The sequence below is a fragment of the Umezawaea tangerina genome (assembly GCF_003002815.1).
GTDB classification, from domain to species: Bacteria; Actinomycetota; Actinomycetes; order Mycobacteriales; family Pseudonocardiaceae; genus Umezawaea; species Umezawaea tangerina.
This window is the reverse complement of record NZ_PVTF01000005.1, coordinates 523,208-548,658: the sequence shown is the minus strand read 5'-3', so window position 1 is coordinate 548,658 and position 25,451 is coordinate 523,208. Positions and strand designations below refer to the sequence as shown.

At 69.4% G+C, this 25,451-nt stretch carries 23 protein-coding genes; 15 read left to right on the top strand and 8 right to left on the bottom strand.

Features of this window, described 5'->3' with window-relative positions:
• Positions 1-18: 18 nt before the first annotated feature.
• Both CLV43_RS19860 and CLV43_RS19855 read left to right on the top strand, forming a co-directional pair.
• A complete protein-coding gene (locus tag CLV43_RS19860) occupies positions 19-1,818 on the top strand; it encodes a dynamin family protein (protein WP_106188686.1) in 1,800 nt (599 codons plus the stop codon).
• On the top strand, positions 1,815-3,269 hold the full coding sequence (locus CLV43_RS19855) for a dynamin family protein (RefSeq protein ID WP_106188685.1): 1,455 nt from the start codon (positions 1,815-1,817) through the stop codon (positions 3,267-3,269). Before CLV43_RS19860 ends, CLV43_RS19855 begins: the two co-directional genes overlap by 4 nt.
• A 163-nt stretch (positions 3,270-3,432) precedes the next feature.
• Here CLV43_RS19855 and CLV43_RS19850 read toward each other — a convergent pair whose 3' ends face one another.
• Positions 3,433-5,874, bottom strand: a complete 2,442-nt coding sequence (locus tag CLV43_RS19850) for a LuxR C-terminal-related transcriptional regulator (protein WP_146174813.1) — start codon at positions 5,872-5,874, stop codon at positions 3,433-3,435.
• A 512-nt stretch (positions 5,875-6,386) separates the two neighbouring features.
• Positions 6,387-7,241: a TrmB family transcriptional regulator gene (locus CLV43_RS19845; protein ID WP_106188683.1), complete on the bottom strand. Its 855-nt coding sequence runs from the start codon at positions 7,239-7,241 to the stop codon at positions 6,387-6,389.
• A gap of 247 nt (positions 7,242-7,488) precedes the next feature.
• Here CLV43_RS19845 and CLV43_RS19840 point away from each other — a divergent pair, with 247 nt between their 5' ends.
• Genes CLV43_RS19840 through CLV43_RS19805 form a run of 8 tightly spaced genes read left to right on the top strand, consistent with a single transcriptional unit; the run spans position 7,489 to position 15,473 of the window.
• A complete protein-coding gene (locus CLV43_RS19840; protein ID WP_106188682.1) occupies positions 7,489-8,331 on the top strand; it encodes an amidohydrolase family protein in 843 nt (280 codons plus the stop codon).
• A 31-nt stretch (positions 8,332-8,362) separates the two neighbouring features.
• Positions 8,363-9,127: an SDR family NAD(P)-dependent oxidoreductase gene (locus CLV43_RS19835; protein WP_106188681.1), complete on the top strand. Its 765-nt coding sequence runs from the start codon at positions 8,363-8,365 to the stop codon at positions 9,125-9,127.
• Between the two features lie 17 nt (positions 9,128-9,144).
• A complete protein-coding gene (locus CLV43_RS19830; protein ID WP_106188680.1) occupies positions 9,145-10,785 on the top strand; it encodes a (2,3-dihydroxybenzoyl)adenylate synthase in 1,641 nt (546 codons plus the stop codon).
• A complete protein-coding gene (locus CLV43_RS19825) occupies positions 10,782-11,963 on the top strand; it encodes a thiolase family protein (RefSeq protein ID WP_106188679.1) in 1,182 nt (393 codons plus the stop codon). Before CLV43_RS19830 ends, CLV43_RS19825 begins: the two co-directional genes overlap by 4 nt.
• Positions 11,964-11,994: 31 nt before the next feature.
• Positions 11,995-13,425 carry an MFS transporter gene (locus CLV43_RS19820; RefSeq protein ID WP_106188678.1) on the top strand — a complete coding sequence of 477 codons (1,431 nt, stop codon included), beginning with the start codon at positions 11,995-11,997 and terminating at the stop codon, positions 13,423-13,425.
• 12 nt (positions 13,426-13,437) lie between these two features.
• Positions 13,438-13,791 (top strand): antibiotic biosynthesis monooxygenase family protein, encoded by a 354-nt coding sequence (locus CLV43_RS19815; RefSeq protein ID WP_106188677.1) that lies wholly within the window; start codon positions 13,438-13,440, stop codon positions 13,789-13,791.
• A 13-nt stretch (positions 13,792-13,804) separates the two neighbouring features.
• Entirely contained in the window at positions 13,805-14,590 is a 786-nt protein-coding gene (locus CLV43_RS19810) for an enoyl-CoA hydratase-related protein (protein WP_106188841.1), read from the top strand.
• Between the two features lie 13 nt (positions 14,591-14,603).
• Complete coding sequence (locus CLV43_RS19805) at positions 14,604-15,473, top strand: 3-hydroxybutyryl-CoA dehydrogenase (RefSeq protein WP_106188840.1); 870 nt, start codon at positions 14,604-14,606, stop codon at positions 15,471-15,473.
• Positions 15,474-15,714: 241 nt separating this feature from the next.
• Here CLV43_RS19805 and CLV43_RS19800 read toward each other — a convergent pair whose 3' ends face one another.
• From CLV43_RS19800 to CLV43_RS19790, 3 genes are read right to left on the bottom strand one after another with little or no spacing between them, the layout of a single operon-like run.
• Positions 15,715-16,635: a fumarylacetoacetate hydrolase family protein gene (locus tag CLV43_RS19800; RefSeq protein WP_146174812.1), complete on the bottom strand. Its 921-nt coding sequence runs from the start codon at positions 16,633-16,635 to the stop codon at positions 15,715-15,717.
• Positions 16,632-17,681, bottom strand: coding sequence for an alcohol dehydrogenase catalytic domain-containing protein (locus CLV43_RS19795; RefSeq protein WP_106188675.1), 1,050 nt, complete (start codon positions 17,679-17,681; stop codon positions 16,632-16,634). The genes CLV43_RS19800 and CLV43_RS19795 overlap by 4 nt, the downstream gene beginning before the upstream one ends.
• On the bottom strand, positions 17,678-18,538 hold the full coding sequence (locus tag CLV43_RS19790; RefSeq protein ID WP_170155920.1) for a VOC family protein: 861 nt from the start codon (positions 18,536-18,538) through the stop codon (positions 17,678-17,680). Before CLV43_RS19790 ends, CLV43_RS19795 begins: the two co-directional genes overlap by 4 nt.
• Positions 18,539-18,695: 157 nt before the next feature.
• Here CLV43_RS19790 and CLV43_RS19785 point away from each other — a divergent pair, with 157 nt between their 5' ends.
• Entirely contained in the window at positions 18,696-19,160 is a 465-nt protein-coding gene (locus CLV43_RS19785) for a MarR family winged helix-turn-helix transcriptional regulator (protein ID WP_170155919.1), read from the top strand.
• 440 nt (positions 19,161-19,600) lie between these two features.
• Here the strand turns inward: CLV43_RS19785 and CLV43_RS19780 are convergent, their stop codons facing one another.
• Entirely contained in the window at positions 19,601-20,209 is a 609-nt protein-coding gene (locus tag CLV43_RS19780) for a TetR/AcrR family transcriptional regulator (RefSeq protein WP_106188672.1), read from the bottom strand.
• A 100-nt stretch (positions 20,210-20,309) separates the two neighbouring features.
• On the opposite strand from CLV43_RS19780, the gene CLV43_RS19775 reads away from it, so the two are divergent.
• Together CLV43_RS19775 and CLV43_RS19770 are read left to right on the top strand one after the other, a co-directional pair.
• Complete coding sequence (locus CLV43_RS19775) at positions 20,310-21,440, top strand: FAD-dependent oxidoreductase (RefSeq protein WP_170155918.1); 1,131 nt, start codon at positions 20,310-20,312, stop codon at positions 21,438-21,440.
• Positions 21,437-22,057: a DUF3159 domain-containing protein gene (locus CLV43_RS19770; protein ID WP_106188671.1), complete on the top strand. Its 621-nt coding sequence runs from the start codon at positions 21,437-21,439 to the stop codon at positions 22,055-22,057. Before CLV43_RS19775 ends, CLV43_RS19770 begins: the two co-directional genes overlap by 4 nt.
• Positions 22,058-22,106: 49 nt before the next feature.
• Here the strand turns inward: CLV43_RS19770 and CLV43_RS19765 are convergent, their stop codons facing one another.
• Positions 22,107-22,604 (bottom strand): DinB family protein, encoded by a 498-nt coding sequence (locus tag CLV43_RS19765; protein ID WP_106188670.1) that lies wholly within the window; start codon positions 22,602-22,604, stop codon positions 22,107-22,109.
• Positions 22,605-22,786: 182 nt separating this feature from the next.
• Here CLV43_RS19765 and CLV43_RS19760 point away from each other — a divergent pair, with 182 nt between their 5' ends.
• Entirely contained in the window at positions 22,787-23,356 is a 570-nt protein-coding gene (locus tag CLV43_RS19760; RefSeq protein WP_106188669.1) for a DUF6896 domain-containing protein, read from the top strand.
• A gap of 296 nt (positions 23,357-23,652) precedes the next feature.
• Here CLV43_RS19760 and CLV43_RS19755 read toward each other — a convergent pair whose 3' ends face one another.
• Complete coding sequence (locus tag CLV43_RS19755; RefSeq protein ID WP_211304427.1) at positions 23,653-23,826, bottom strand: type 1 glutamine amidotransferase family protein; 174 nt, start codon at positions 23,824-23,826, stop codon at positions 23,653-23,655.
• Between the two features lie 117 nt (positions 23,827-23,943).
• Here CLV43_RS19755 and CLV43_RS19750 point away from each other — a divergent pair, with 117 nt between their 5' ends.
• Positions 23,944-25,389 (top strand): helix-turn-helix domain-containing protein, encoded by a 1,446-nt coding sequence (locus CLV43_RS19750; RefSeq protein WP_146174811.1) that lies wholly within the window; start codon positions 23,944-23,946, stop codon positions 25,387-25,389.
• The last annotated feature ends 62 nt before the right edge of the window (positions 25,390-25,451 follow it).

Below are 25,451 nucleotides of genomic sequence, written 5' to 3'. Positions count from 1 at the left end.
TGGCGGAGAGGAGCGGCGGTGAGTGGACGGACGCCGATCGAGGTGGTCGACCTCGCGTTGAAGGCCGCGACCGCCTACGACCGTGATGACCTGGCTGTTCGGCTGGCGCAGACCAGGCAGCGGCTGTTGGACCCGGCTGTGCGCGTGCTCGTCGTGGGGGAGTTCAAGCAGGGCAAGAGCCACCTGGTCAACGCCCTCGTCAACGCCCCGGTGTGCCCGGTGGACGACGACGTGGCCACCGCGGTGCCCACGGTCGTGCGCTACGCGGAGTCCCCGAACGTGGTCCTGGTCGGCGAGACGGCGGTGCGTACCGAAGTGCCGGTGGAGCAGCTCGCCGACTACGTGTCCGAGGCGGGCAACCCCGGCAACCGGCGCGGGCTGCGGCACGCGGAGGTCGGCATCCCGCGTTCGGTGCTGGCCGGTGGTCTGTGCCTGGTGGACACCCCCGGTGTGGGTGGGCTGGGTTCGGTGCACGGCGCGACGACGATGACCGCGCTGCCGTCCGCGGACGCCGTGCTCATGGTCTCCGACGCGGCGCAGGAGTACACGGCCACCGAGCTGGAGTTCCTGCGGCAGGCGGCGCGGGTGTGCCCGACCGTCGTGTGCGTCCTCACGAAGATCGACCTGTACCCGGACTGGCGGCGGATCGCCGAGCGCGACCTCGCGCACCTGGCCGCCGCCGACCTCTCCGCGGACCTGCTGCCGGTGTCCTCGGTGCTGCGCTTGCACGCCGTGCGCGAGGGCGACCAGGCGCTGAACCACGAGTCCGGCTTTCCCCTGTTGCTCAACCACCTGCGCGACCGCATCGTCGGGCGGGCCGCGGAACTGGCCACCCGGTCCGTCGTGCACGACGTGCGCGGGGTGGCCCTGCAGCTCACCACCGCGATGGGGGCCGAGCTGACGGCTCTGCGGGACCCGGACCGCGCCGAGGACCTCCTGTCGCGGCTGCGCGACGCCAAGCGGCGGGCCGACGCCCTGCGGGAGCGCTCGGCGCGATGGCAGCAGACCCTCAACGACGGTGTCGGCGACTTGATCTCGGATGTCGAGTACGACCTGCGCGACCGGATGCGCAAGATCACGCGGGACGCCGAAGCCGAGCTGGACGGGATCGATCCGATGCTGGTGGAGGAGCAGTTCGTCGGCTGGGTCCTGCAGCGGGTGGCCGCCGCCGCGTCGGCGAACTTCGTGTGGACCAACCAGCGCGCGCGGTGGCTGGCCGGACAGGTCGGCGACCACTTCGCCGACGACGGTGGCGGGGTGCTGCCGGACCTGCACGCCCACGACCCGGCGGCTCCTCTCAGCCAGACGATCCCGCTCGAGTTCGGCAGGCCGGAGGCGTTCGGCCTCGGGCAGAAGTTGATCGTGGGCCTTCGCGGCGGCTACGGCGGCACGCTCATGATCGGCATGTTGAGCACGATCGGTGGGCTCGCCCTGCTCAACCCGATCTCGGTGGCCGCGGGTGTGCTGCTGGGCCGCAAGGTGGTCAAGGACGAGCGCAAACGCATGCTGGAACGCAGGCGGTCGGAGGCCAAGCTCGCCGTGCGGCGCTTCGTCGACGACGTGGGGTTCCAACTCGGCAAGGAGTCGAGGGACGTGCTGCGCGAACTCCAGCGCGACCTGCGAGACCACTTCACCGGCTGCGCCGCGGAACTGTCCCGATCGCTCAGCGAGTCGATGAAGTCCGCGCAGCGCGCGGTCGACTCCGACCGCGGTGAGCGGGACAAGCGGATCCGGGACGTGCGGGCCGAACTGGACCGCATCGCGCATCTCGCCACGGCCGCCGACGCGCTGGTCGACCGGGTCGGGACGACGCGGTGAGCGGGAGGAACCACCTCGCCGGTGAGGTGCGCTCCTTGCTGCGCGACGCGATCGAGGTCTACCGGGACGACGTCGAGACCGCCGAGCTGTTGCGCAGGCAGCTCGACCGCATGGACGAGCCGCTGCGGGTGGCCATCGCGGGCAAGGTCAAAGCGGGCAAGTCCACCCTGCTCAACGCGTTGGTGGGGGAGGAGATCGCGCCGACCGACGCGGGCGAGTGCACCCGCGTGGTCATCTGGTACCGGCACGGCCACAGCCCGAGGGTGACCCTCCACCCCCGCCACGGGTCGGCCCGGCAACTGCCGGTGAACCGCGTGGACGGCGCACTGCGCATCGACCTCGACGGCATCGCACCGGACGCCGTCGAACGCCTGTCGGTGGACTGGCCGACCCAGGGGCTGCGGGACACCACGCTCATCGACACCCCTGGCATCGCCTCGATCTCGGGCGACGTCTCCGCTGCGGCCACCCGGTTCCTGGCCCCGGAGGACGAGCCGAGCGACGCGGACGCGGTGATCTACCTGATGCGCCACCTGCACAGCGCCGACTTGGGGCTGCTGGAGTCGTTCCACGACCGCGGCGTGGCCAGGGCGACTCCCGTCAACACCATCGCCGTGCTCTCCCGCGCGGACGAGGTGGGCGTCGGCCGGGTCGATTCCCTGATGTCCGCACGGCGGATCGCCCAGCGCTACCGCTCGGATCCGCGGCTGCGCAAGCTGTGCCAGACCGTGGTGCCGGTCGCCGGGCTGATCGCGCAGACCGCTCGCACGCTTCGGCAGGACGAGTTCGCCGCACTTGCCGCACTCGCCGCGGCGCCGCGCGACGAGATCGAGGCGGCGATGCTGTCGGTGGACAGGTTCACCCGTGCCGGGCCGGACCACGCGCGGCTGCTCGCGAGGTTCGGGCTCTTCGGGATCCGCCTCGCCACGGTGCTCATCCGGCAGGGCTTCGACGACCCCGCGCGCCTGGCCGCCGAACTGGTGCGCCGCAGCGGTCTGGACGAGTTGCGCGAGACGCTGTCCGTCCTGTTCGCTGAGCGGCGCGACCTGCTCAAGGCGCGTTCGGCGTTGCTGGCCCTGGACACGGTGCTGCGGGAGTGTCGGAACCCGGAGGCGGCGGCGCTGTTGACGGCTGTCGAACGCGTGCTGGCCGACGCGCACGAGTTCGCCGAACTCCGCGCGATCGGTGTGGTGCGTTCGGGGACGGTGGACATGCCTGCCGACGCGAAGGCGGAGGCTGAACGGCTGCTCGGCGGGGCGGGGAGCACCGCGTGGTCCCGGCTCGCCCTGCGACCGGACGCGACGCGGGAGGAACAGCACGAGGCCGTGGTGCCGGTGCTGGCACGCTGGCAGCGCTGGGCGGAGAGCCCCATGTCCAGCCGGGCTTTCGTCGAACTGGCGCGGATCGTGGTGCGCAGTTGCGAAGGTGTGGTGAGCAGGCTGCGCGACTAGGGCCTGTTTTGCCAGTCCGTGTTCGCGATAGCCGGGCCGGAGGCGGCCCCTCGAGGCGCGGTCGAACGGACCACGTACAACAGCGGTGCGCGGCCCGTTCGGCCGCACCGCCAGGAACCACCTCCGGTGCGACTCCCATCGAACGAGACTGGCGAAACAGGCGCTAGGGCGTGTCCCGTACGGCGAGCTGAAGCCTCAGCTGCGCCAGCAGATCGGCGCGGTTGCCCGCGCCGATGCGCCGCCTGATGCGGGCGATGTGGTGCTCCACGGTCTTGGCCGAGATGAACAGCCGTTCGCCGATCTGCCGGTGGGTCAGGCCCGCCACGACGAGTTCCGCCACTTCGAGCTCGCGGTCGCTGAGGTCAGGACCGGGCCGGTCGCTTCGCGGGCAGGTGGAGCTGGTGGGCGAGGTGGCGTCCCGGCTGTCCCTGTTGTCCCGCAACGAGCGAGCGCACGTGAGCAACGTGCTCATCGCGCGGCGATCCGGAGTGCGGATGGCCGCCTGCCCGGCGAGTTGGGAGGCGTCCCACACCAGGCCTGCCTCCTGCATCGCGCGCGCGGCCTTCTGTACCGCGGGCACGTCCACGTCGCCCGCGAGGACCCGCAGCCAGCAGTGGACCACCTCGGCCAGGGCGGCGGCGAGCGGGGTGCCGTCGGCCATGGCCTTGATGAGCGACGCGTGGTGCAACGCCTTGGTCGGTGATCCCGCCGCGATCGCCGCCTGCGCGGCGTACCAGTGCAGCGGGGCGCTCCACAGAGGCGGTCGGCCGAGGTGGTCCAGCAGCGTCTCCGCGTCCGCCAGGTGGGGAGCCACCCAGGCTTCCTTGCGCAGACGCGCGGCGACCACCGCGATTTCCCCGATCGGTTGCAGCACGTACAGGTCCACCGGGTACCGCATGATCGCGTCACGTGCGCGGGGCCAGGCGCTCAGGAGATCGGCGTGTTCTCCGAGCCGTCGGGCGACGCCGATCTCGATCGCTGCCACGAACAGCTCGTCGCGCGGATCCGCGGGCGGGCTTCCCGCGGTGGTTTCCCGCAGCTCGGTGCTCGCGCGCCCCAGCTCGCCACCCAGCATGTACGCCCATGCCCGGAGGAGCCGATAGCGGGTCAGCTCCACGGATCCGCGAGGGTGGTTGTCGATCGCTCGGGTCAGCGCGGCTGTCGCGATGTCCAGTTCACCCAGGTGCACGGCCACCAGCGCGGCCAGGGCTACAGGCGTGTCCGGAAGCAGCTCGGCACGCCCGCCGGGCTCGAGCAGCGCGTCGGCGCGGAGCAGTTCCGACAACGCGCACACCGGCGAGCCGACGACCGAGTCGAGCACGCCGCGCGCCATCAGCGAACGCACCGCGCTGCCGACCGTCGGGTGGTCCTCGTCGGCGGTGTCGATCAACTTCCTGGCCTGGTCGAGTCGACCGAGTCCGACCAGCAGCGGCACGGCGCTGGTGGACGGGACCGGCCACTGGTAGAGGGAGGCACTCGCGGAGGGCATTCCCCGGTGCGCCAACGCCGTGGCGGCGACGGTCGCGGCCAGCGCGTGCGCCTGCCCGCCTGGTCGTTCGAGGACTTCCTCGGCCATCCTCAACGCGGTGTCGAGATCGCCGGACAACGCCGCGGCTTCGGCTCGACGAGCGCCGAGGTCCGAGGCGGACGCGCCCGCGGCCACGGCCGCCGTGTACAGCTCGGCCGCCAACGCGGGCTCGCTGATGTGGACCTCGTCCCCGGCAGCCTCCAATGCGGAGGCCGCCCGTACCCCGCACGCACCGTTCTCCAGCAGCAACCGCCCCACCGCCATCACGGATCCGCCTTGATCCATGGGTGCGAACGCCACACGTTGCCTCAGCTCCAGCAGCTCCGCAGCGGGGATCTGCTGGAGAACGGCCTCCCTGGCCAGCTCGACCACGGTCCCGGCGCCGGTGAGCAAGCCCGTGGACCACGCTCCTTGGGCGGCCGCAGCGATCTCTTCCCCGTCGGTCCCGAGCACCGACGCCAAGGCGTTCACCGTGGCGCCGCAACCCAGAGCGATGGCGGCGAGTACCTCGCGCACCGCCGCGGGCGCCCTGCCGACCTCGCGCCGCACCTGTTCCAGCACATCGACGGGAATCGGTCGGCCGTCGCGCAGTGTCGTGGCGACCTGGACGACCAGGGACGGCATACCGCCCGTCTGCGCCCACACGCGGTCCACGAACTCCTCCGACGGGTCCGCGTCCACCATAGCGGCGATCCGCTCCGCCACCGCGGCACGGGTGAGGGGTTCCAGCCGTACGAGGGGCTGGGTCCACGCGAAGGAGCGCAGGGAGGACAGGAGCGGCCACGGGCGGTGCGCGACCACCAGCCTCGTGCGGCCGTCCGCGGCCAGGCGGGCCAGCCTGCTCAGCTCGGCGTCCCCGAGCTCGTGCGCGTCGTCGACCAGGACGACCCCGTCGCTGCCGGTCGCGTCGAAGATCGTCGACAGGATCGAGAGCAACGTGGTCTTGCCTGCTCCACCGGGACCGGAGACGTCGACCACCCGCACCGCACGGGGGTCGGCTGCGACCTCGTCGCACAGCCGCTGCGCGGCGGCACAGCCCGCGAGCACTCCGTGCGCGGATTCGATGACCGATGTCAACCCGTGATGTTCCAATGGATCTCCCCGACGGTGGCGAACCGAGTCCACTCACCCACGTATCGCGTCGGCGCGCCGCGACGTTAGTAGTTGGTCGGAAACAGTTGAGGAGCAACAAGATGTTTCACATCTCGACTACCGGCCACTCGGCGAACGTCCACTGTGCATCCAATCCGATGGCCGAAGTGGACACTCGTCCTGCGCAACCCGTGGTGGTCCACTTCGGATCCGTTGGCCTGATGAGTCAACCGATAGTCGTTCCCCCAAAGATGACCCACTTGGCGCAATGACTCGTCGAACCTGGTTCCCGGCGACAACAACGGTGTCGCCGACGTGTTCCGCCACGACCGTGTCACCGGCACGACGATTCGGATCTCCCGGCCGCGGCGACCTGCGAGGGCTGGATTCCGGACGGTCCGAAAGGGTCGGCGATCCAGTCGCCGGTCGCGGCCGGTTCGGACACGGCGGCTCATTGCGTCCAGGTAGACCGGTCCGTCGAATATCAGGCAGAATCGCTACGCCTCTGCCGCGTTCACCCGCCCACTGGTCTCCATCGGGAGTTCTGGCGACAAGTCGGCCAGACGCAGCAATCCGGGGCCGAAGTGCTCGCTCAGTTCGTCGGGCATGGCGGCGTACATCCGCTGCACGAATATGTCGTGCCGAATGTATCCCTTCACCGCGCTGGTCAGCAGCGGGTCGTCGGCGCGGAGTCCTTCCCACTTCTTGCCGTCGCGGGCGACGGACCACAGTGTTGTGGTCGAGTCGACGACGATGGCGAGGTGCTTGGCGCGATGTGATGGTCGCAGTACCGCGTCGGTGGTCGCGTGCCGGAAGGTTCGTCCGTTGGTCAGGTGAAAGGGGATGTCGCCGAAGTGCAGGATGCTGAACTCGACGCCTCGTCTTTCGCCGGCCTCGATCGGATCGGTCAGTTCCCGTAGCGGATCGGCGGTTCCGGAGATGTACACGTGCCGTGCCGCGGAGGCGATGAGGGCGCTTGCGGCCTCGAGGATCCGAGCACCGTCGGTGAGGCGCCAGACGAGCTGTGGTTCCGCGTCGGGCGGAACCGATGCGAGCGTGGCCAGTTCGTCGCGGGCGGAAACCAGCCGGTCGGCGAAGCTGTTGTTGAGCCGGTCGAGGAGTGCGTCAGGTGGAACGGCCGACCATCGCACTGGTCGTCCTGGCAGTTCGACGACCGCGTCGCGCTCCTTCAGCCGCCTGAGCGTCTCGTAGACCTTCGGCTGCGGTACGCCGGTAGCGAGGGACACGGCGTACCCCGTCGCGGTGCCGGTGCTCAGCAGACCTACGTACGTTCGCGCCTCGTACGTCGAGAACCCCAGCTCTGTGAGCCGCTCTACCGCCAGATCGGTCATGCTTCCCCTCCAGTGCAACCTACCGCGGTTGGTAGTTTAGCGACGAGCCTCGACCTCGTGCCGCATCCCCGAGGTCGACCCAGTCACCCGCGCGCACCGCCAGGCCCCGGATCGCTATGGCCGTTCGGCTCCTTTCGGCGTGCTCTCGCCGTCGCATGTCGATCCCGGCGGCCCCCTCAAGTGCCCCTTGCGTCCACGGACGTCTTCATATTAACTACGCCAGTAAGTACATATCAAGGAGTTGATAATGCGGAGGATCGACCTGCACTGTTACCCGGGCACGGCGCCGTGGATCGCGTCCCAGGGCCCCTATGTCGAAGCCCTCGCGACCTACTGGAAGCGGCCGTGGGCCGCTCGGGAGGAGGACGCGGTCGCGGCCGACGTCGCCGCCCACGGCGTTGAGGCGGTGTTGGTGGCCTTCGACATCGAGACGGTGACGAACACCCCGCCCTGCACCAACGCCTACGTCGCGGGGATGCGCGACCGTCATCCCGGCGTCTTCATCGGAGCCTGGGGCGCGGTCGATCCGCACAAGGGTGAAGCCGCGTGCGAGGAGGCCGAGATCGCCGTCAAGGACCACGGCGTGCTCGGGTTCCACTTCCACCCGATCATGGGGCACTTCTCGGTCGACGACCCCGCGCTCGGCCCGCTGTGGGAGACCATCGACGGCCTCGGTGTCCCGGTGATGATCGACGTCGGCACGACCGGCATGGGCGCGGGCATGCCGGGCGGCATGGGCGCCCGAATCCGCCACGCCCACCCCATGGCGGTCGACGAGCTGGCCGCCCGGTACCCGAACCTCACCATCATCGCGTCGCACCCCGGATGGCCGTGGATCGATGAGATGACCGCCGTGGCACTGCACAAGGGCAACGTCTATTGGGAGATGTCCGGCTGGGCACCGAAGTACTTCCCGCCATCGCTGCGCACCGACATCCGCGGCCGGCTGCGCGACAAGATCATGTTCGGCAGCGACCACCCCTCGATGCCCTACGAGCGCATCCTGCGCGAATGGGACGAGCTCGGCTACGCCGAGGAGGTCATGCACGCCGTCTTCCACCGCAACGCCGAGCGCGTGCTGGGCCTCTAGCCCGCACCACATCACCGCCGAAGGAGTCGAGATGAACGCACAACGCCCCGTAGCGCTGGTCACCGGGGCCTCCAGCGGCATCGGGCGCAGCAACGCGCTCGCGCTCGCGGCACACGGCTACGACGTCGTGATCAACTACGCGTCCAGCAAGGACGCGGCCCACGAAGTCGCGCTCAAGGCCGAAGCCGCAGGCGCTCGCGCCATCACGGTGCAGGCCGACGTCGCAGACGAAGACGCCGTCCTGGCGATGCTCGGACGCGTCGACGAGGAGTTCGGCCGGCTCGACGCGTTGGTCAACAACGCCGGAACGACCGTGAACACCCCGCCCTCGGACCTCGACGGCCTGTCGATGGCCGACTGGGATCGCGTGTTCGCCGTCAATGTGCGCGGCCTGTTCCAGGTCACCCGCGCCGCCGTGCCGTTGCTGCGGCGTTCCCCGCACGCCGCGGTGGTCAACACCGCCAGCATCGTCGGACTGCGACCCGGACCCCAGCCATTCCCCTACGCGGCCTCGAAAGCGGCCGTCGTGTCGCTGACGAAGACGCTCGCCGGCGCACTGGGCCCCGAAATCAGGGTCAACGCGGTCGCACCCGGCTGGATGGTCGGCGACTGGATGGAAGATCAGCTCGGCGACGACTACGACCGGCTGATGGAACGTCGCGCCCGGCTGACCCCGTTGCGCCGGTGCGTCACCGCCGACGACGTCGCCCAGACCGTCGTCTCCCTGATCACCTCGAACCCTTTCGTCACCGGCGAAATCGTCGTGATCGACGGCGGCTTCTCGGCCACGACCTGAACCACGGAGAACGAGCCATGCCTTTGGACGGAGTCGTCCCCCACCCACCGGAAGCCGCCGCGCGCTGGCGCGAACGCGGGTACTGGCGCGACCAGCCGCTGCGTGACGTCTTCGACGCCCTGTGCGCCGCCAATGCCGACCGGCTCGCCGTGCGGACCGGCCGTGAGGACATCACGTACCGCATGCTGATCGAGCGAGCCTCCCGCCTGGCCCGCACCCTCTACGACCGTGGTCTGCGTCCGCTGGACCGGGTCGTGGTGCAGCTCGCCAACGACGCGCCGTTCGCCTACCTCTACCTCGCCCTGCAGAAGCTGGGCGCCATTCCGATCATGGCTTTGCGCCAGCACCGCTACCGCGAGCTGGAGCAGTTCATCCGGCTGTCCGGCGCGGTGGCCTGCGTGACGCCGGATCGTAACCGCGACACCGACTTCCGCGAGATCATCACCCGCATCCATCAGGCCGCACCCTCGCTGCGGCTGAGGATCGTCGACGGCGACGCCCCGGACGGGTTCATCGCCCTCGCCGACCTCCTCGCGGCCGAACCGGCCGCAACGGACGCCGACATCGCGGCACTGAGGATCGACCCCGACGACCCGGCCGTGTTCCAGCTCTCCGGCGGCACCACCGGCATCCCCAAGCTCATCCCGCGCACCCACAACGACTACGAGTTCAACTCGCGGCTGGCCGTCGGCGTCTGCGATGTGCGGCCCGACGACTGCCTGCTCGATGTCCTGCCCATCGCGCACAACCTGCCGCTGGCCTGTCCCGGCATGCAGGGCTTCCTGATGCGCGGCGCCCGTGTGGTCCTGCATCCCAGCACGCGCGCCGAGGAGGTGTTCCCGCTCATCGAGCGGTTCGGCGTCACGCACATCCACGTGGTTCCGGCGCTGCTCATCCGCTGGCTCAACGATCCGGCCATCTCCCGTTACGACCTCTCGTCGGTCCGGGTGATCCAGAGCGGCGGCCAGCGGCTGCAGCCGGAAACCCGGCTGCTGGCCGAGAAGCTGCTGCCCAACTGCACAGTGCAGGAGAACTTCGGCATGGCCGAGGGCCTCCTGATGTTCGTCCGGCTCGACGACCCGGCCGAGGTCCGGCTGGAGACCGTCGGCCGCCCGATCTGTCCCGACGACGAGGTGAGGCTCGTCGACGAAGCGGGTCAGGACGTAGCCGACGGCGAGGTCGGCGAGCTGCTGTGCCGCGGCCCGTACACCTTGCGCGGGTACTACCGCGCGCCCGAGCACAACGCGCGGGCGTTCACCGACGACGGGTTCTACCGGTCCGGGGACCTCATGTGGCGCCACCCGTCCGGCAACTACGTCGTCGCAGGCCGCCGCAAGGACCTGATCAACCGCGGTGGCGAGAAGATCTCGGCCGAAGAGATCGAGAACCTCATCCTCGGCCACCCCGCCGTGCTCGACGTCGCCTGCGTCGCGCTGCCCCATCCCGAACTGGGTGAGCAGATGTGTGCCTGCGTGATCGTCAAGCCCGGCCTGCCAACGCCGACCCTGGACGAGCTGGTCACGTTCCTGCGGGCGCAAGAAATCGCTTCGTTCAAACTGCCCGAGCGACTTGAGACCATGGACGCTTTCCCGCTCTCGCCCGTCGGGAAAGTGTCCAAAAAGGACCTTGTGGCGGCGCTGAGCGAGGTCACGCCGTGACCACGCCGTCGGCTGTCCACGTGGTCGATCTCGCGCGGACCCCGTTCGGCCGGTTCGGTGGCGGCCTGTCCGGCGTGCGGCCCGATGACCTCGCCGCCACGGTGCTGCGCGAGCTCGTCGCCCGCCATCCGCAGGTCACCGAGCACATCGACGACGTCATCCTCGGCAACGTCAACGGGGCGGGCGAGGACAACCGCAACGTGGCCCGCATGGCCGTTCTGCTGGCGGGCCTGCCGATCCGCACGCCAGGGGCCACGGTCAACCGGCTGTGCGGCTCCGGCTTGGAAGCCGTCATCTCCGGCTACCGGGCCATCGCCATCGGTGACGCCGACGTCGTCGTCGCCGGTGGCGTGGAGTCGATGACCCGTGCGCCGTGGATCCTGCCCAAGCCGGACCGCGCGTTCCCGCACCGCGACCACGTCGCGTACTCCTCCAGCATCGGCTGGCGCATGACCAATCCGCGGATGGATCCCACGCATACCATCCCCATGGGCGAGGGCGCCGAAATACTGGCCGACAGCTACGGAATCGACCGTGCGGCACAAGACGCCTTCGCGCTCGCCAGCCACCACAAGGCCGCGGCCGCGCAGCTGCGCGGGCGGTTCGACCGGGAGCTGGTCAAGGGGGAGTGGGACCTCGACCGCGACGAAGGGGTTCGGTCCGACAGCGACCTCGCCGCGCTGGGACGGTTGAAGCCCGCCTTCCGCAGCGAAGGCACTGTCACCGCGGGAAACTCCTCACCGATCAACGACGGCGCCTCGGCGGTCCTGCTGATGAGCGACTCGGCGTTGACGCGGTTCGGCCTCGATCCGCTGGCCAGGATCGCCGCCTCCGGCGTGACCGCGTCGGAACCACGGCTATTCGGGCTCGGACCGGTCGAAGCCACCCGGCGCGCCCTGCACCGTGCCGGACGCGACCTGCGCGACGTGGACGTCATGGAGCTCAATGAGGCGTTCGCGGCCCAGGCGCTCGCCTGCCTCGCCGAGCTGGACGGGCTGGACCCGGACCGGGTCAACCCCAACGGCGGGGCCATCGCGCTCGGGCATCCGCTCGGCGCGACCGGCGCCAGGCTCGTCGGCACCCTCGCCGCCGAACTGGCCGACCGCGACGCCGCGCTCGGCGTCGCCACCGCGTGCATCGGCGTGGGACAAGGGCTCGCGCTCGTCCTCCACCGCTGACCCGAACCCTCCACCGAGGAGACGATCCGCCATGACCGAGCTGCCCTCAGCGCCGAGCGCAGACAGAACAACCACAAACCCGCCCACCGGGGCCGAGGTTCTCGCCCGGCTCGAACGACTCCCCTTCACCCGCGTCCACCTCAGGGTCGCGACGATCCTGGGCGTCGGCACGCTCATCGACTCCTTCGACGGACTCGTCGTCGCGGTCGCACTGACCTCGATCCTCACAACCTTCGGCGCACCGCTGTCGGTCGCCGGGCTGCTCATCGCCGCAGGCTACGTCGGCCAGATGCTGGGCGCGATCGGGTTCGGCATCCTGTCGGAGCGCTACGGCCGGAAATGGGCCTACATCGTCGCGTCCCTGATCTTCGGCGGGCTCTCCCTGCTCGCCGCATTCTCCTGGAGCATCGACAGCTTGATGGCGATCCGGCTGGTGCAGGGGATCGGGCTGGGAGCGGAGGTCCCCGTCGCCGCGGCGATGTTCAACGAGTTCGTCCGGGCCGGCGCACGCGGCCGGATCGTGACCCTGTACGAAAGTCTGTTCGTCTGGGGCATTCTCCTCGCCTCGCTCGTGGGTGGCCTGTTCCTGGCCGTGTTCCCACCGGAGACCGCCTGGCGCGGCTTGTTCCTCCTCGGCGCACTCCCGCTGGTCACGGCCGTCTGGGCGTGGTTCCGGTTGCCCGAATCGCCCCGCTATCTCGTCGAACACGGCAGGGTCGACGAAGCAGACCACGTGGTCGACGAGATGGAGCGTGTCGCACATCGGCCGGACGGGCAGGTACCGACCACAGTGGACGGCAACGTTGCCGCTGTGCCGCCGCCGCGCGGTCGTACCCGGTTCGGCGAACTGCTCAGCCGGGACTACCGCGCCCGGACCGCATTGCTGTGGTCGACCTGGCTGACCACGTACTTCGCGCTGTGGGGATTCACCACGTTCATGCCCACCCTGCTGGTGAAGATCGGCGGCCTCACACCCGCCGTGGCCTCGCTGCTGACCGGCGCGATCACGATCGGGGACCTCGCCGTGCTGTTCGTGGCGGCGCTGACGCTGGACCGGATCGGACGCCGGTTCTGGTTCATCACCGGCTATTCGCTCGCCTTGCTCGGCACAATCCTGGGTGTGGTGTCGATCGGACTGCTCGGCGCCCGCGGGTGGCCGATGCTGTTCGCCTCCGGCGCGGTCGTGCTGATCGGCGTCAACATCAACGCCCCGCTGATCTACATGTACAGCGCCGAGCTCTATCCCACCCGGATGCGGGCCTGGGCCACGATGGTCGGCAGTTCGCTGCGCAGCCTGGCCGCGGTCGTGTCGCCGATCGTGCTCAGCCTGCTCGTGGTGAAGCCCAACGGCATCGTCATCGCATTCGTCGTCTTCGGTGCCGGACTGGCCATCGGCCTCGCGATCTTCCTCCGGTTCGGGATCGAGACACGTCAACGATCACTCGAAGAACTCGCCCGCTAGGAAGGGGAATCCGTGGAAGCGACCCTGATCAACGTCTTCATCGTCCCAGCGGAGCGCGAGGCGGAGTTCCTCGAACACTGGGAACGCACGTCGGCGATCTTCCGGAAGGGCGGGGCTCTCCTGGAAGCGCATCTGCATCGCAACACGGACGCGGGCGACAGCACCTTCCGCTACATCAACATCGCCCGCTGGACCAGTGGTGAGGCCTGGCGCAAAGCCCACCAGGAGCACCTGCCCACGGAGTACGACATCCCCGGCGTGAAAGGGCATCCGTCCATTTTCGAAGCCCAGCGCCACATCTACGCCGAAGGCGCGCCGGTCGCCGCCGATACCGGGCACTGGATCGCGACGCCTGCTCGTGGCTGAGAAGAGGTTTGCCATGACCATCTCGTCGACCTCCGGTCGCAAGGTCGTCCTCGAGCGCGTCGGCGGCGTCGCGGTCGTCACCCTCGCGGATCCCGACCGTCGCAACGTGCTGTCGGAATCGCTGATCCAGGATCTGGACGACGCGTTGACCGAGGCCGAATCGGACGACGTGGTCCGAGCCGTTGTGCTCACCGGCAGCGGCTCGGCGTTCTGCGCCGGAGCCCAGCTGTCGACGTTGGAAACGGCGGCGGAGGGTCATTTCGACAAGGTTCAACGGGTCTACGACGGTTTCCTTCGCGTGCTGCGGTGCCCGTTGCCGACCATCGCCGCGGTCAACGGCCCCGCAGTAGGAGCCGGCTACAACCTGGCACTGGCCTGTGACATCCGCGTAGCCGGTGAGTCCGCGACCTTCGACACCCGATTCACGCAGTTGCACCTGCATCCGGGCGGTGGGCACACCTGGCTCCTGACGAAGGCCGTTGGCTCCGGCAACGCGGCCCTCGCATGTCTGTTCGGGGACGAGTGGACCGCCCGGCAGGCGTTGGCAGTTGGTCTCGTCTCCGCGGTCCATCCGGACTCCGAACTCGTCGACGTGGCGATCACCCTCGGGAACAGACTGGAGCACCACGAAAAGGAGTTCGTTCTCACGCTGACCCGGACCCTGCGCGAGTCGGCGCAGACCGTCCACCACGCGGATGCCCTCGATCACGAGACTCGCGCACAACGCTGGTCGGTGACCCGGGAGACGTTCGTGCAGAACGTCATGGCGCTGCGTACGCGGATTTCGTCGAGAAGGTAGGGATGGGGTGCAGATGCGCCTGGCGGTGAACTCCGTAGGGGTGGTCGGTGCCGGTCTGATGGGGTCCGGAATCGCCGAAGTCTGCGCGCGTGCAGGCATGAACGTCCTGGTCGGCGAGCTGACGTCCGAGGCGGCCGCCTCAGGGCGAGCACGGATCGAGACATCGTTCGACCGGGCGATGCGCAAGGGCAAGCTGGAACGGCACGACCGGGATGACGCGCTCGGTCGCTTGTCGTACACGGTCGATCTGGACGAGTTCGCCGACCGCGAGCTGGTCATCGAAGCGATCGCCGAAGACGAGCAGCTGAAGGTCGACCTGTTCTCCCGACTCGACAAGGTCCTCACGTGGCCGGACGTGGTGCTGGCGACCAACACGTCCTCGGTGCCGATCATGAGACTGGCCATGGCGACCTCCCGCCCGGGACGCGTGATCGGGATGCACTTCTTCAACCCGGTCCCGGTCCTGTCGCTCGTCGAGCTGATCCCGTCGCTGCTCACCGAGCCTGCCACGGTGGAAAGGGCTCGTACGTTCGCCGCCGAAACCTTGGGCAAGGTCGTGGTCAACGCGCAGGATCGGACGGGATTCGTGGTCAACGCGCTGCTGATCCCCTATCTGCTGTCAGCGATCCGCATGCTGGAATCAGGGGCCGCGTGCGTGCAGGACATCGATCTGAGCATGGTCCTCGGTTGCGCTCATCCGATGGGTCCTCTGCGGCTGGCCGACCTGATCGGCCTCGACACGATGAAATCGATCGCGGACTCGATGTACCGGGAATTCAAGGAGCAGCGCTACGCCCCGCCGCCGTTGCTGCTGCGGATGGTGGACGCGGGCTTGTACGGCCGGAAGTCCGGCCGTGGCTTCTACGACTACTCGGCTTCCTGAACGACGGCGGCTGTCGGGTTCGAGCGGATCAGCGCGCTCCCACGGACGAATCACGCACCTGCCCGGAACGGGCGACGAGTGCCGCGAGAGTGGTGCCGTCCGCCTCGCGGCGGCGCCGCAGGAGGGAGCGACGATGACGGGGGAGACAGCCCCGAGAGGGCAGCCTTCGGCAAGGCGATGCGACTGACCGTCTTGGTGCTGTTGCTGGGGTCACGTCACCTGCACGATCACGACAGCCACGTCAGTGCGTTCTCCTGCCCGTCCGACCGGCTCTCACCCGGACCGTGTTGGACACGGATCCGATTCCGGGGATCGTCACTTCGACGAAGTCGCCGTTCTCGAGGAACTGGTTCTTCCCGGCACCGACCCCGGCCGGGGTTCCAGTAGCGATCAGGTCGCCGGGTTCCAAGGTGACCAGTTCGCTCGCTGCGGCTACGAGCTCGGCCACCCCGCAGACCATCAGCGCGGTCGAACCCGACTGGTGGACGACGTCGTTCACGCGGGTCTCGATCCGCAAATCCTGAGGATCGGGAACCAGCCAGTGCGGCACCAGCGCACTGGCGATCGGCAGGCTCGTGTCCTGCCCCTTCGAGGCAACCCAGTCCCAGACGAACGGTGCCGGAGCGCTAGGACGCTTGTGCGGGCCACGAAAGGAAATGTCGTTGACCACGGTGTAACCGGCGATGTGCCCGAGCGCCTCGGCAACGGGGATGTCCCGGCCGCCGCGGCCGATCACGACCCCGAGCTCGCCCTCCCAGTCGGCCCTCTCGTCCGGTCCGCCGCCGATGAGCACCGACGCACCATCGGGTGCCAGCGCTGTCGTCGGAGGTTTGAAGAAGAAGTACGGCCGCCACCCGTCGGTGACCTGTTCGCCCATCTCGAGCAGGTGGTCGGTGTAGTTCGGGCCGGAGCACAGGATCTTTCTCGGATGCTCCAGCAGCAGGCTCGCCTGCCAGTCCCGCACGACAGGTCCCGGCAGCTCCGGGAGGGAGCGAAGGTAGTCCTCGGCCCATGGCCACGCCTGCAGCAGGTCGATCACGCCGGTGAGGTGTTCGAGTTCGGGTGGTGCGTGGAGAAGTCCGCACGACAGCAGGCCCACTCGCGTCCTGGGGTCTCCCGGCGTCCGGTAGCTGACCAGTGATTCGAAGGCCGTTGTGCTCACGGCGCCTCCACTGTCAGCACCAGCTGTCCGCTGGAGCTGCCCGACTGGATCGACAGGTGCGCGTCGGAGGCTTGGGTCCACGGCATCGCGTGGACGAACCCGGCCGGTGGCCGAAAGCCCGCGGCGACGTCCGCCCACAGTCGGTCCACCTGGTGCCGGTTACCGGTCCGCACGCCGATCAACGACTGGCTGCGCAGGTAGAACTGGAGCAGGCGGATCGGCACCGGATCGTGACTGATCGCGCCGGAGACAACCACCCGGCCCAAGTCCCCGAGCGCGGGCAGATAGGCCTCGCACAACGCGGTGATCCCGAGATTGTCGACGACGCAGTTCAGGCCCCCGTTCCCAGCGGCATCGAGGATCCGCGCGGACAGGTCCGGATCGGAGCCATCAAGCGCGACGAGCGGCAGGCCGTCCAGCCGTCGCGGGTTCTGGTCCAGGCGGTCCACGCCGATCACCCGCGCGCCCCGGAACGCGGCGAGCGCGGCGACCGTCGCGCCCAGCGCGCCACCAGCACCTGGCACCAGCACAGTGTCCCCGGGCCCGACATCACCGGCGTCCAGTTGAGCGCTGGCGACGGCGCCGTTGGCCGCGAGCGCCGCTGCCTCGGTGAAGGACACTTCTGCCGGAATCGTGCGGACGTTGTCGACCGGCACAACGCAGTACTGGGCATAGCTGCCCTGGCGGTGGATCCCGACGAGACCGAACTCGGCGCACGCCTCCTCGCGGGACATGCGGCAGGCCCGGCACTGCGAGCAGCTCAGCACCGCCGAGACGACCACTCGGGAGCCGACGAGGTCGGCATCGGCGTCCGGTCCGACGCGATCGACGACTCCGGCGTGCTCGGCGCCGAGCACGTGCGGGAGGGCCGGAATCTGCTCGGCGAAGGGAGGCATACCGGCGCGGGCGGCGACATCCTTGGTCCGGGCGACCGCCACGGCGTGCACTCGCACCCGGATCTCTCCTGGACCGGGTACCGGATCGGGCAGGTCGGCGGGCTCGAGCGCCTCCGGACCGCCGAAGGACCGGATGACCAGCGCCTTCATCGGGCCGACTCCCGGGGTGGGTTGCTCATTGCCCGGACGACCTCGGGGGTGATACCGCCGCTGGTGCCCCAGACATCGGCGTTCTCCTGCGTGCGGGGCCACTCGCTGGGAACCCAGTCGTCGTCCACCTCGAGCAGTTCTGCGGTGTACTCGATGACGTTGCCGACAGGGTCGACGAAGTAGCAGAAGACGTTGCCGCCCGGACCGTGCCGGCCGGGTCCCCACACGGTGTCGTAACCGGCCTTGCGCATGCGACCGAGTGCCTTCATCACTTCGTCGGTGTCGCGGACCTCGAATGCCACGTGGTTGAGCGAGGTCCATTCCCCCGGTGCGAGCACGATGCAGTGGTGCAGGGCGTTGCAGCGCAGGAAGACCATCTGGTCGTTCTCGTAGGTGTCGGAGATCTTGAAGCCCAGTACCCTGGTGTAGAAGTCCTTCGACGCGGCGAGATCCACCGAGTTCAGCACGATGTGGCTGAGCCGGTCGGGCCCGTACGCGTTCGGCGAGGGCTCCGCGTGCACGGGCAACCCGCAGCTGACCTCGATGCGACGTCCTTCGGGATCGAGGAACTCCACGCGTGTATCGCTCGCGGCCAGAATTTCGACCGGCTCGGCACGCAGCCGCTCGGTCAGTTCGGCCACATCGCTCGTGCTGCCCGCCGCGAGGCCGATCCCGCCGAGACGGTGATCTTCGCCCGCGGCGAGGGTGAGGACGTGGTGTTCAGGTCCGCGACCGCGGAGCTGGATCCGGTCACCGGACTCGGCGACGCGCGATAGCCCCCACACGTCCTCGTAGAACCGCAGCAGCTCCGCGGGGTCCGACGCGTGGATCTCGACACTCTGCAAGTGAGTAATCATCGGTGATCCTCTCAGTGTGTCAATCAGTTTATCAGCTGGTTGATACACTGCCAAGGTGGCCAGATCAGGTGGGGCGCGGGATGACCGGCGCGTACGGCACGGGCACGTGGCATCGGGCTTGTATGATCGGTTGCCCATGGGGCAAGGAGGCGAACGAGTGCCAGTCGAACCGGTCACACGGATCGCCTTCCTGGTCAGAATGCTCTCCAACACGATGAACCAGCAGATCGAGCGCGCCCTGCGCCCACTCGACCTGACTCAGGCCCAGCTGGCCGCGCTCGCCCAGTTGGCGATCAACGCCCCTGCTCGGCTCTCGAGCGCCGAGCTTGGCCGCCGTGCCGGTGTCACGCCGCAGGGCATGTGGGCGGCGATTTCGAACCTGGAGCAACGTGAACTCGTGCAGCGGTCGCCGCACCCCACCCACGGCCGGGTGCTCGAGATCGACATCACCCAGCGGGGCATCGAGGTTCTCGAGCAGGCTCAGGAGCTGACCGCGCCGGTCGACGCGCGTGCGATGGCGATGCTGGCGGAGGACGAACAGCGGCAGCTGCGCGCGTTGCTGCTGAAAACCATGACCGCCATGAACATCCCCCACCCCGATGGCGAGCACGTAGGCCGCTAGACGACCGGTGCCGGCCCGCGGCTTCAGTTCGGGAGCGGGTGCCTCGACATGCGCGGCCGTGCCGGTCGGGGTCAGCGGTGGTCGTGTGCAACCTCGGCCGGCTCAACGCGGCGCTCGGCCGGTTCGACGCCGCCCCGCACTTCTCACCTCACGAACTGGACGGCTGAACCCGCCACGCCAGAAACCTCGATCGCATGCTCGCGGTCGGATTGGCTGGCGTCTTCCTGGAGCCGTGGCGCCAGACCACGAACCGGCGCGCGAGCGATCACGGTGCGGGCCTCGCTGGACCAGTTGGGTCGGCAGGACTGGTCGGATACCGGGGTTGGCGTGTTCTGGTGCTGAGCGCGGTCAACACGGCTCCTAGGGGCGTCCTGCTTTCGGTCGACGCCGGTTCGAGTGGTCTTGAGTCGGGGGCGCAGCGTCCACCGGGTGGAGCGCCCTCATGGTGCGGCTGTTCGTCCGGTCAGGCAGTGCTGCACGAGCGGGCCGAAGGTGGTGGCCAGTTCGTGGACGGACGCCGAGGCGATCGGCTCGATGCGCACGATGTACCGGGCTACCGCGAGACCCAGGATCTGGACGTTGACCATGCCCGCCCGCAGCGCGGCGTCCGGCGTGTCGAGCAGGGCCGCCAGCCGGTCGGTGATCTCCCGGTCGATGAACTCGCGCAGCAGCGCTTCGGAACGGGGGTCGGTCGTCGCCGACCTGGTCAGCATCACCAGGGGCGGGCGGTCGGAGTTGTCGAGGTTCTGCACGAGTGTCCGGACGATGCGTTCGCCCATGGTGTCGACGCCGCCCGCGAAGATCGACTCGATGGCGGGCGGGACGTTGTCGGACATGTCGATCACGGCACTGAACAGTCCCTGCTTGGTGCCGAAGAAGTAGAACACCATCGCCGGGTCGACCGCCGCGGCGGTGGCGATCGCGCGCACGGTCGTGCCGTTGTAACCGTTGCGGTCGAACAGTTCGCGAGCGACCTGGAGGACCCGCTGCTTGCTCTCCGCGCCGGAGCGCCAGCGTCCGGGGCGACGGTGGTCGTCGTGTTCTGCCATGGCCGCCGAAGCTTAACACCCATTTCTTCACCATCTGGTGGAGTTTCCCTGAGATCCGCTCTAGGGTGTTCTTCATCAGGCGATGAAGAATGGTGGGTCGATGAGGGTGATGGTGGTCGGCGCCGGTCTGGGCGGGTTGACGCTCGCTCACGGGTTGCGCCGAGCGGGGATCGATGTCGTGGTGTACGAGCGGGACGGGGCGTCGGGACGTCCGCAGGGCGTCAGCCTGCACGTCGACGACCGGGGCGCGTCGGCGTTGCGCGCATGCCTTCCGCCGGGGCACGTGGCCATGGTGGAGGCCACCACGGGAGGACCGCGAGAGCGGACCCTGACGCTGGCCGAGGTGGACGGGGAGCCCGTCGCCACAGGCGTTCGGACGTCCGACGGCATAGACGGCAGGCCGCGGCCCGGTCGACAGGTCGACCGGCCGCTCCTGAGGGCGGTTCTGCTGACGGGACTGGAGGACGTGGTCCGGTTCGGGGCGGAGCTCACGCGGTTCGAGCGGTGTGCTGACGGCACGGTCCGGGCGTGGTTCGCCGACGGTCGTGCGGACATCGCCGATGTGCTGGTCGGCGCCGACGGAGTCGGTTCGGCGGTCCGCCGCGGTTACCTGCCCGACGTGCGGCCGGTGGACACGGGGCGACGCATGATCATGGGTGCGACCCCGCTGCGCGCCGTGGCCGGCACGGGTCTTCCCGACCTGATCGGCGACATCGCCGGCAGCGCGCACATCCGCGGGACGACGATGGTGTTGGGCGTGCTGCGGTTCAGCCAACCGCCGGTGCAGGCGCGGCGGAAGTGGTTGCCCACCTTGCACCCCAGCGCGGTCGCCGGGATCGAGGACTACGTGATGTGGGCCCTGCCCACCACGCGGGAGCGGCTCGGGTCCGGCGCGGTGTGGCCCCGTGCCGAGGAGTTGACCGCGGATCTGCCTCCGTTCCTGCGGTCGGTCGTGGCCGAAGCGTGGCGGGATGCCACCGTCGCGCTGCGGATCGGGACGATCCCGCCGATGCCGGCTTGGCCCGCGGGCTCGGTGACGGTCATCGGCGACGCGATCCACCTTGCCCCTGGTTTCGGCGGCAACCTGGCGATGCTGGACGCACGCCGCCTCTGCGCGGCGCTGGTGGAGGCGAACCGCGGTCGGCTCGGCCTGCTGGACGCGATCGGCGACTACGAGGACACGATGCGCCGCACCAGTTTCCCCTCTGTCGGCGCGAAGGCGGGCGCATGAGTTTCAGCATGCTGACGCGGAGGTCGTTGTCGTTGTTCGACGCGGTGGGCGGTTGGCGCACGGTCGCCGAGAGCGTCGCGTCGCGAGCGCTGTTCCTCGTCGCCTACCTGGTCATGGGCGAGGTGGTGACCTCCGGCCTGGTGGCGTCCGGCGGTGTGGTCGTACTGGCCGTGGTGCGGCTGTGCACCGGCGGCAAGGTCTGGCAGCCCGCGATCGGGCTGCTTGTGGTCGGAGCGTCCGCGCTGCTGGCCGGGACCACCGGGCAGGCGGTCGACTTCTACCTCGCCGCCGTCCTCCTGCAGGCAGCAGGCGGCGTGCTGTTCCTGGTGTCCCTGCTGGTGAAGTGGCCGGTCGTCGGGTTGGTGATGGGCACGGTGCGCGGCGAACGCCACGCCTGGCGCCACGATCCCCGGCAGCTGTGGCGGTACCGCAGGTGCACGGCGGTGTTCCTGCTCAAGTTCACCATCGCCACCGCGGTCCTGGTGCCGCTGTACGCGACCGGATCAGTGGTCCCGCTCGGCATCGCGGCGACGCTGCTGGGCGGTGCGCCCGCGGCCGGCGCTTGCGTCTACCTGTGCTGGCGGATCCTCCGCGAGGATCCGCGGACCGCCCAGTAGCCCACGGGACCGGCTCGGGCAGGAAGCCGAGCTCGACCGTTGTGGCGTGCTACTCGTTGACGACCTGTTCGCGCAGGATATCGGCGTGGCCGCAGTGCTGGGCGAACTCGCGCAGCGCGTGGAGGTACACCCACCGCAACGGGAGCGGACCGCGCCGGTTGCCGTGGACCACGTCGTCCAGCTCCAGCGACGAGGTCGCGCGGCGTGATGCCTCGCACGCTTCGTGGTGCGCTCGCTGGACGGTGACGATGGTGTCGTCCTCGTTGAGGACGAAGGACTCGTCCGGTGTCGCGGGGATGCCGATCTCGGCGCGCGACCGGCACGTGACGGCTTCGTCGAACCAGACCTTCTCGACGAAGGTCGCGTGCTTCACCAAGCCCAGCAGCGTGGTCCGGGAAGGCACCAGGGATCGTCGTGCCTGTTCCTCGGTCAGCCCGTCCAAGCAGCTGTTGAGCGCGCGGCGGTGCTCGTCCAGGAACGCCTCGAACTGGACTCGGGCCTGCTGGTCGATGACGTCCTCGGCGGACACCACCTGGTGCGTGGACATGCGCAGAGCATCTCAGACTCCCGCCCGGCGGCAAGCGCGTACCTCCCCTTGACGCAGAACGACTTGAGCCGGTGAGCGGAGATCGGCGCGTGGCCGTCGGGGATACTGCGGGTATGTCGCATTCGAACCCTGCCCCGAACGGGGCTCCTGGTGGGTTTCCGACGGCGGACGAGGTGTGCCGGTTGGCGACACGCGGCAGGCGGGCGCGGTTCCGGCCTTCCGGGGAGGTCGGTTGGGCGCAGGTCCTGGTCGCGGTCGACAGGCTGCGGGCCGAGTTGCCGGACGACCTGCTCGTCATCGTCTCGCCGGGCGCCGGCTCGGTGCGGTCGCCGTTGCTCACGGTCCTGAGGCTGGTCGACGAGGCTGACTGCCTACGGCTGCGCGACCAGCTCCAGGCGCTGGTGGGGGAGTTCCGCGAACTCGGCAACCGGCTTGCCGTGCGGTTCCGGCTGGACATCGAGCCTGCCTACGAACAAGGCGACTGGTACCCCGACCGGCTCGTCGAGGAGGACGGTGAGACCTGGTCGCTGCACATCCACGGGGAGCACTGCCTGTTCACCAACCTCCGCAGCGGAACGGAAATCGAGGTGCACACCGACTATCCTGATGCGATCGACCCCGGCTTCCTGTTGGGCTACGCCGAAACCGCGGACCGCTACCCGGAGATCCGCGCCGCGTGCCTGGAGGGTTTCCACGACATGGACCGGATGCTGAAGCTCGCCGCCATCCCGCTGGGGCTGCAAGACCGCTGACGTACTCGTGCACATCATCGTGGTCGCGGGTTTCGGCGGCACCGTGCATGTGCAGGCGTGCACGACCGCCTGCTGGTCGCCGCGCGTCGCGCGAGGGGTACGGCGCCGCTGTCGCCTGCACGTGGACGTGCCCGGCCACTTCCCGCCGGCCCTGGTCGTGGTGCGATGGTGCACAACCGGACCTGGTCTCAGCCGCGGGCGGTACGAGCAGCGTGGGCAGACAAGCCGGGCCCCACGCCTGCACCCGCGACCGGGAATCGTCCCGCCCCGGCCGACCGAGGCGGGACGGGGGCTTCTCAGCGCTGCCAGACGGTGCCCCGGCGTTCGTACTCGACCAGGTTCTCGACCCGGACCGCGAGGTCCGCGCCCAACTCGCGTCGCACCAGGTGCAGTGCGAGGTCGATGCCGGAGGTGACCGCGCCGGCGGTGACCACGTCGCCGTCGTCCACCACCCTGGCGTCCTTGAGCACGCCTCCCCGCTGGAGCGGGCAGCCGAGTTCAGCCCGGCTCCTGCCGAGCGTGCCCGGCGGTTGTTGCGGGCCGCCCATGACACGGTGTGGCTCAGGCAGCCGCGATGGACGCACGACTTGCTGGCCGAGGCGAGCGCCGACGACGTCGGGCCCGAGTTGATGGCACGGGTGGCGCTGCTGGCCGGGCGGGCGTTCGCTCTGAACCACCGGTATTCCGCCGCGCTCTCGGTGCTGTTCCAGACGGCTGAACAGGTGATGGACTCCGACCCCTTGGCGGCGCTGGACATGCTGTGCACCTGCGCGGTAGTCGCCTACCACTCCGGCAGCGAGGCCAGCCGAGAGCAGGTACGCCAGGTGTTGTCGGCGATCACGGCCACCGGACCGCTCGGGGTCCGGCGCGCATGGACGCTGGCGATGATCGACCCGGTGGCCGACAGGACGGCTTTGCTCCCCGAACTGCCCCGGCTGGCCGAGGCCGCTCGGGGACGTCCCGAAGAACTGGTCGCTGTGGCCACCGTGGCGTGGCTGCTCGACGAGACGCCGCTGGCGCTGGAGTTGTTCGATGACGGACTCGGCCGATGGCGTGCGCGGGGTCCCGTGCCGGAGGGATTCGTCTGTGCCGCCTGGAGCGCCTACTTCGAGCAGGGGCAGTGGGGGATGGCCGATGACCTGGCGCGGCAGGCATCAGCCAGGACGGCCGTCGCGGATCTGCCCGAAGCCGCTGCAAGCGCACTGGGCATGAGGGCATCGATCCTGGCCGTCCGAGGTGAGACCGCTGCCGCGCGTGAACTGGCGACCGAGGCCCTGACCCTGATCGACCCGGACAAGCACACCATGCTGGGAGTGCGTTCGCGATGGGCCCTGGGCACGGCGGCCTTGGCCGACGGGGACCACAACACCGCGTTCGAGTGCTTCCGTGCGATGTTCACCGTCCACGGCGAACCGGCGCACTACCACGCCTCCTATCCGGCACTGGCCGATCTCGCCGCGACGGCGGCCCGAATCGGCAGGCACGACGACGCGGCGACGGCACTGGCCGCAGCGGAACACGCACTTGCCGGCAATCCCTCTCCTCGCCTTACCGCGCTGCTGCACCACGGCAGAGCGCTGGTGGCCGCTGAACAGGACAACGCCGAACACCACTACCTGGCGTCATTGGGTGTCCCGTCGGCCCATCGTTGGCCGTTCGAACGAGCCAAAGTGCTGCTGGACCACGGCGAATGGCTACGCCGACGTCGCCGCATCGTCGAGGCGCGACCGCAACTCACCGCCGCGCTCGAGGTGTTCCGCCGGTTGGGCGCGCGGCCGTGGGCGGATCGCGCGCAGGCCGAACTGCGAGCCGCGGGTGTGGGCATTGCCGGTTCGGCACCCGATCCGCTCGACGGGTTGACCGCACAACAGCAGCAGATCATCCGCCTCGCCGCCCGCGGCCTGACCAACCGGGAGATCGGTGAGCGGATGTTCCTCTCACCCCGCACGGTCACTTCCCACCTGTACCGGTCGTTTCCCAAGCTGGGTGTGACGTCCCGGTCGCAGCTGCGCGACCTGCTGGCGCGGTGGTGACGGTCGAGGCTTGACCGGGCATGTGGCCTTCTGTGAAGGAGGCCCGGTGGCGGGGTTCGGGT

Excerpts from the sequence above, each read along its gene's own strand:
- CLV43_RS19845 (WP_106188683.1), bottom strand. The coding sequence starts at position 7,241 with ATGACCGATCTGGCGGTAGAGCGGCTCACAGAGCTGGGGTTCTCGACG.
- CLV43_RS19765 (WP_106188670.1), bottom strand. The coding sequence starts at position 22,604 with ATGTCCACGCACCAGGTGGTGTCCGCCGAGGACGTCATCGACCAGCAG.
- CLV43_RS19830 (WP_106188680.1), top strand. The coding sequence starts at position 9,145 with ATGCCTTTGGACGGAGTCGTCCCCCACCCACCGGAAGCCGCCGCGCGC.
- CLV43_RS19835 (WP_106188681.1), top strand. The coding sequence starts at position 8,363 with ATGAACGCACAACGCCCCGTAGCGCTGGTCACCGGGGCCTCCAGCGGC.
- CLV43_RS19820 (WP_106188678.1), top strand. The coding sequence starts at position 11,995 with ATGACCGAGCTGCCCTCAGCGCCGAGCGCAGACAGAACAACCACAAAC.
- CLV43_RS19780 (WP_106188672.1), bottom strand. The coding sequence starts at position 20,209 with ATGGCAGAACACGACGACCACCGTCGCCCCGGACGCTGGCGCTCCGGC.
- CLV43_RS19840 (WP_106188682.1), top strand. The coding sequence starts at position 7,489 with ATGCGGAGGATCGACCTGCACTGTTACCCGGGCACGGCGCCGTGGATC.
- CLV43_RS19775 (WP_170155918.1), top strand. The coding sequence starts at position 20,310 with ATGAGGGTGATGGTGGTCGGCGCCGGTCTGGGCGGGTTGACGCTCGCT.
- CLV43_RS19790 (WP_170155920.1), bottom strand. The coding sequence starts at position 18,538 with ATGATTACTCACTTGCAGAGTGTCGAGATCCACGCGTCGGACCCCGCG.
- CLV43_RS19770 (WP_106188671.1), top strand. The coding sequence starts at position 21,437 with ATGAGTTTCAGCATGCTGACGCGGAGGTCGTTGTCGTTGTTCGACGCG.
- CLV43_RS19805 (WP_106188840.1), top strand. The coding sequence starts at position 14,604 with ATGCGCCTGGCGGTGAACTCCGTAGGGGTGGTCGGTGCCGGTCTGATG.
- CLV43_RS19795 (WP_106188675.1), bottom strand. The coding sequence starts at position 17,681 with ATGAAGGCGCTGGTCATCCGGTCCTTCGGCGGTCCGGAGGCGCTCGAG.
- CLV43_RS19810 (WP_106188841.1), top strand. The coding sequence starts at position 13,805 with ATGACCATCTCGTCGACCTCCGGTCGCAAGGTCGTCCTCGAGCGCGTC.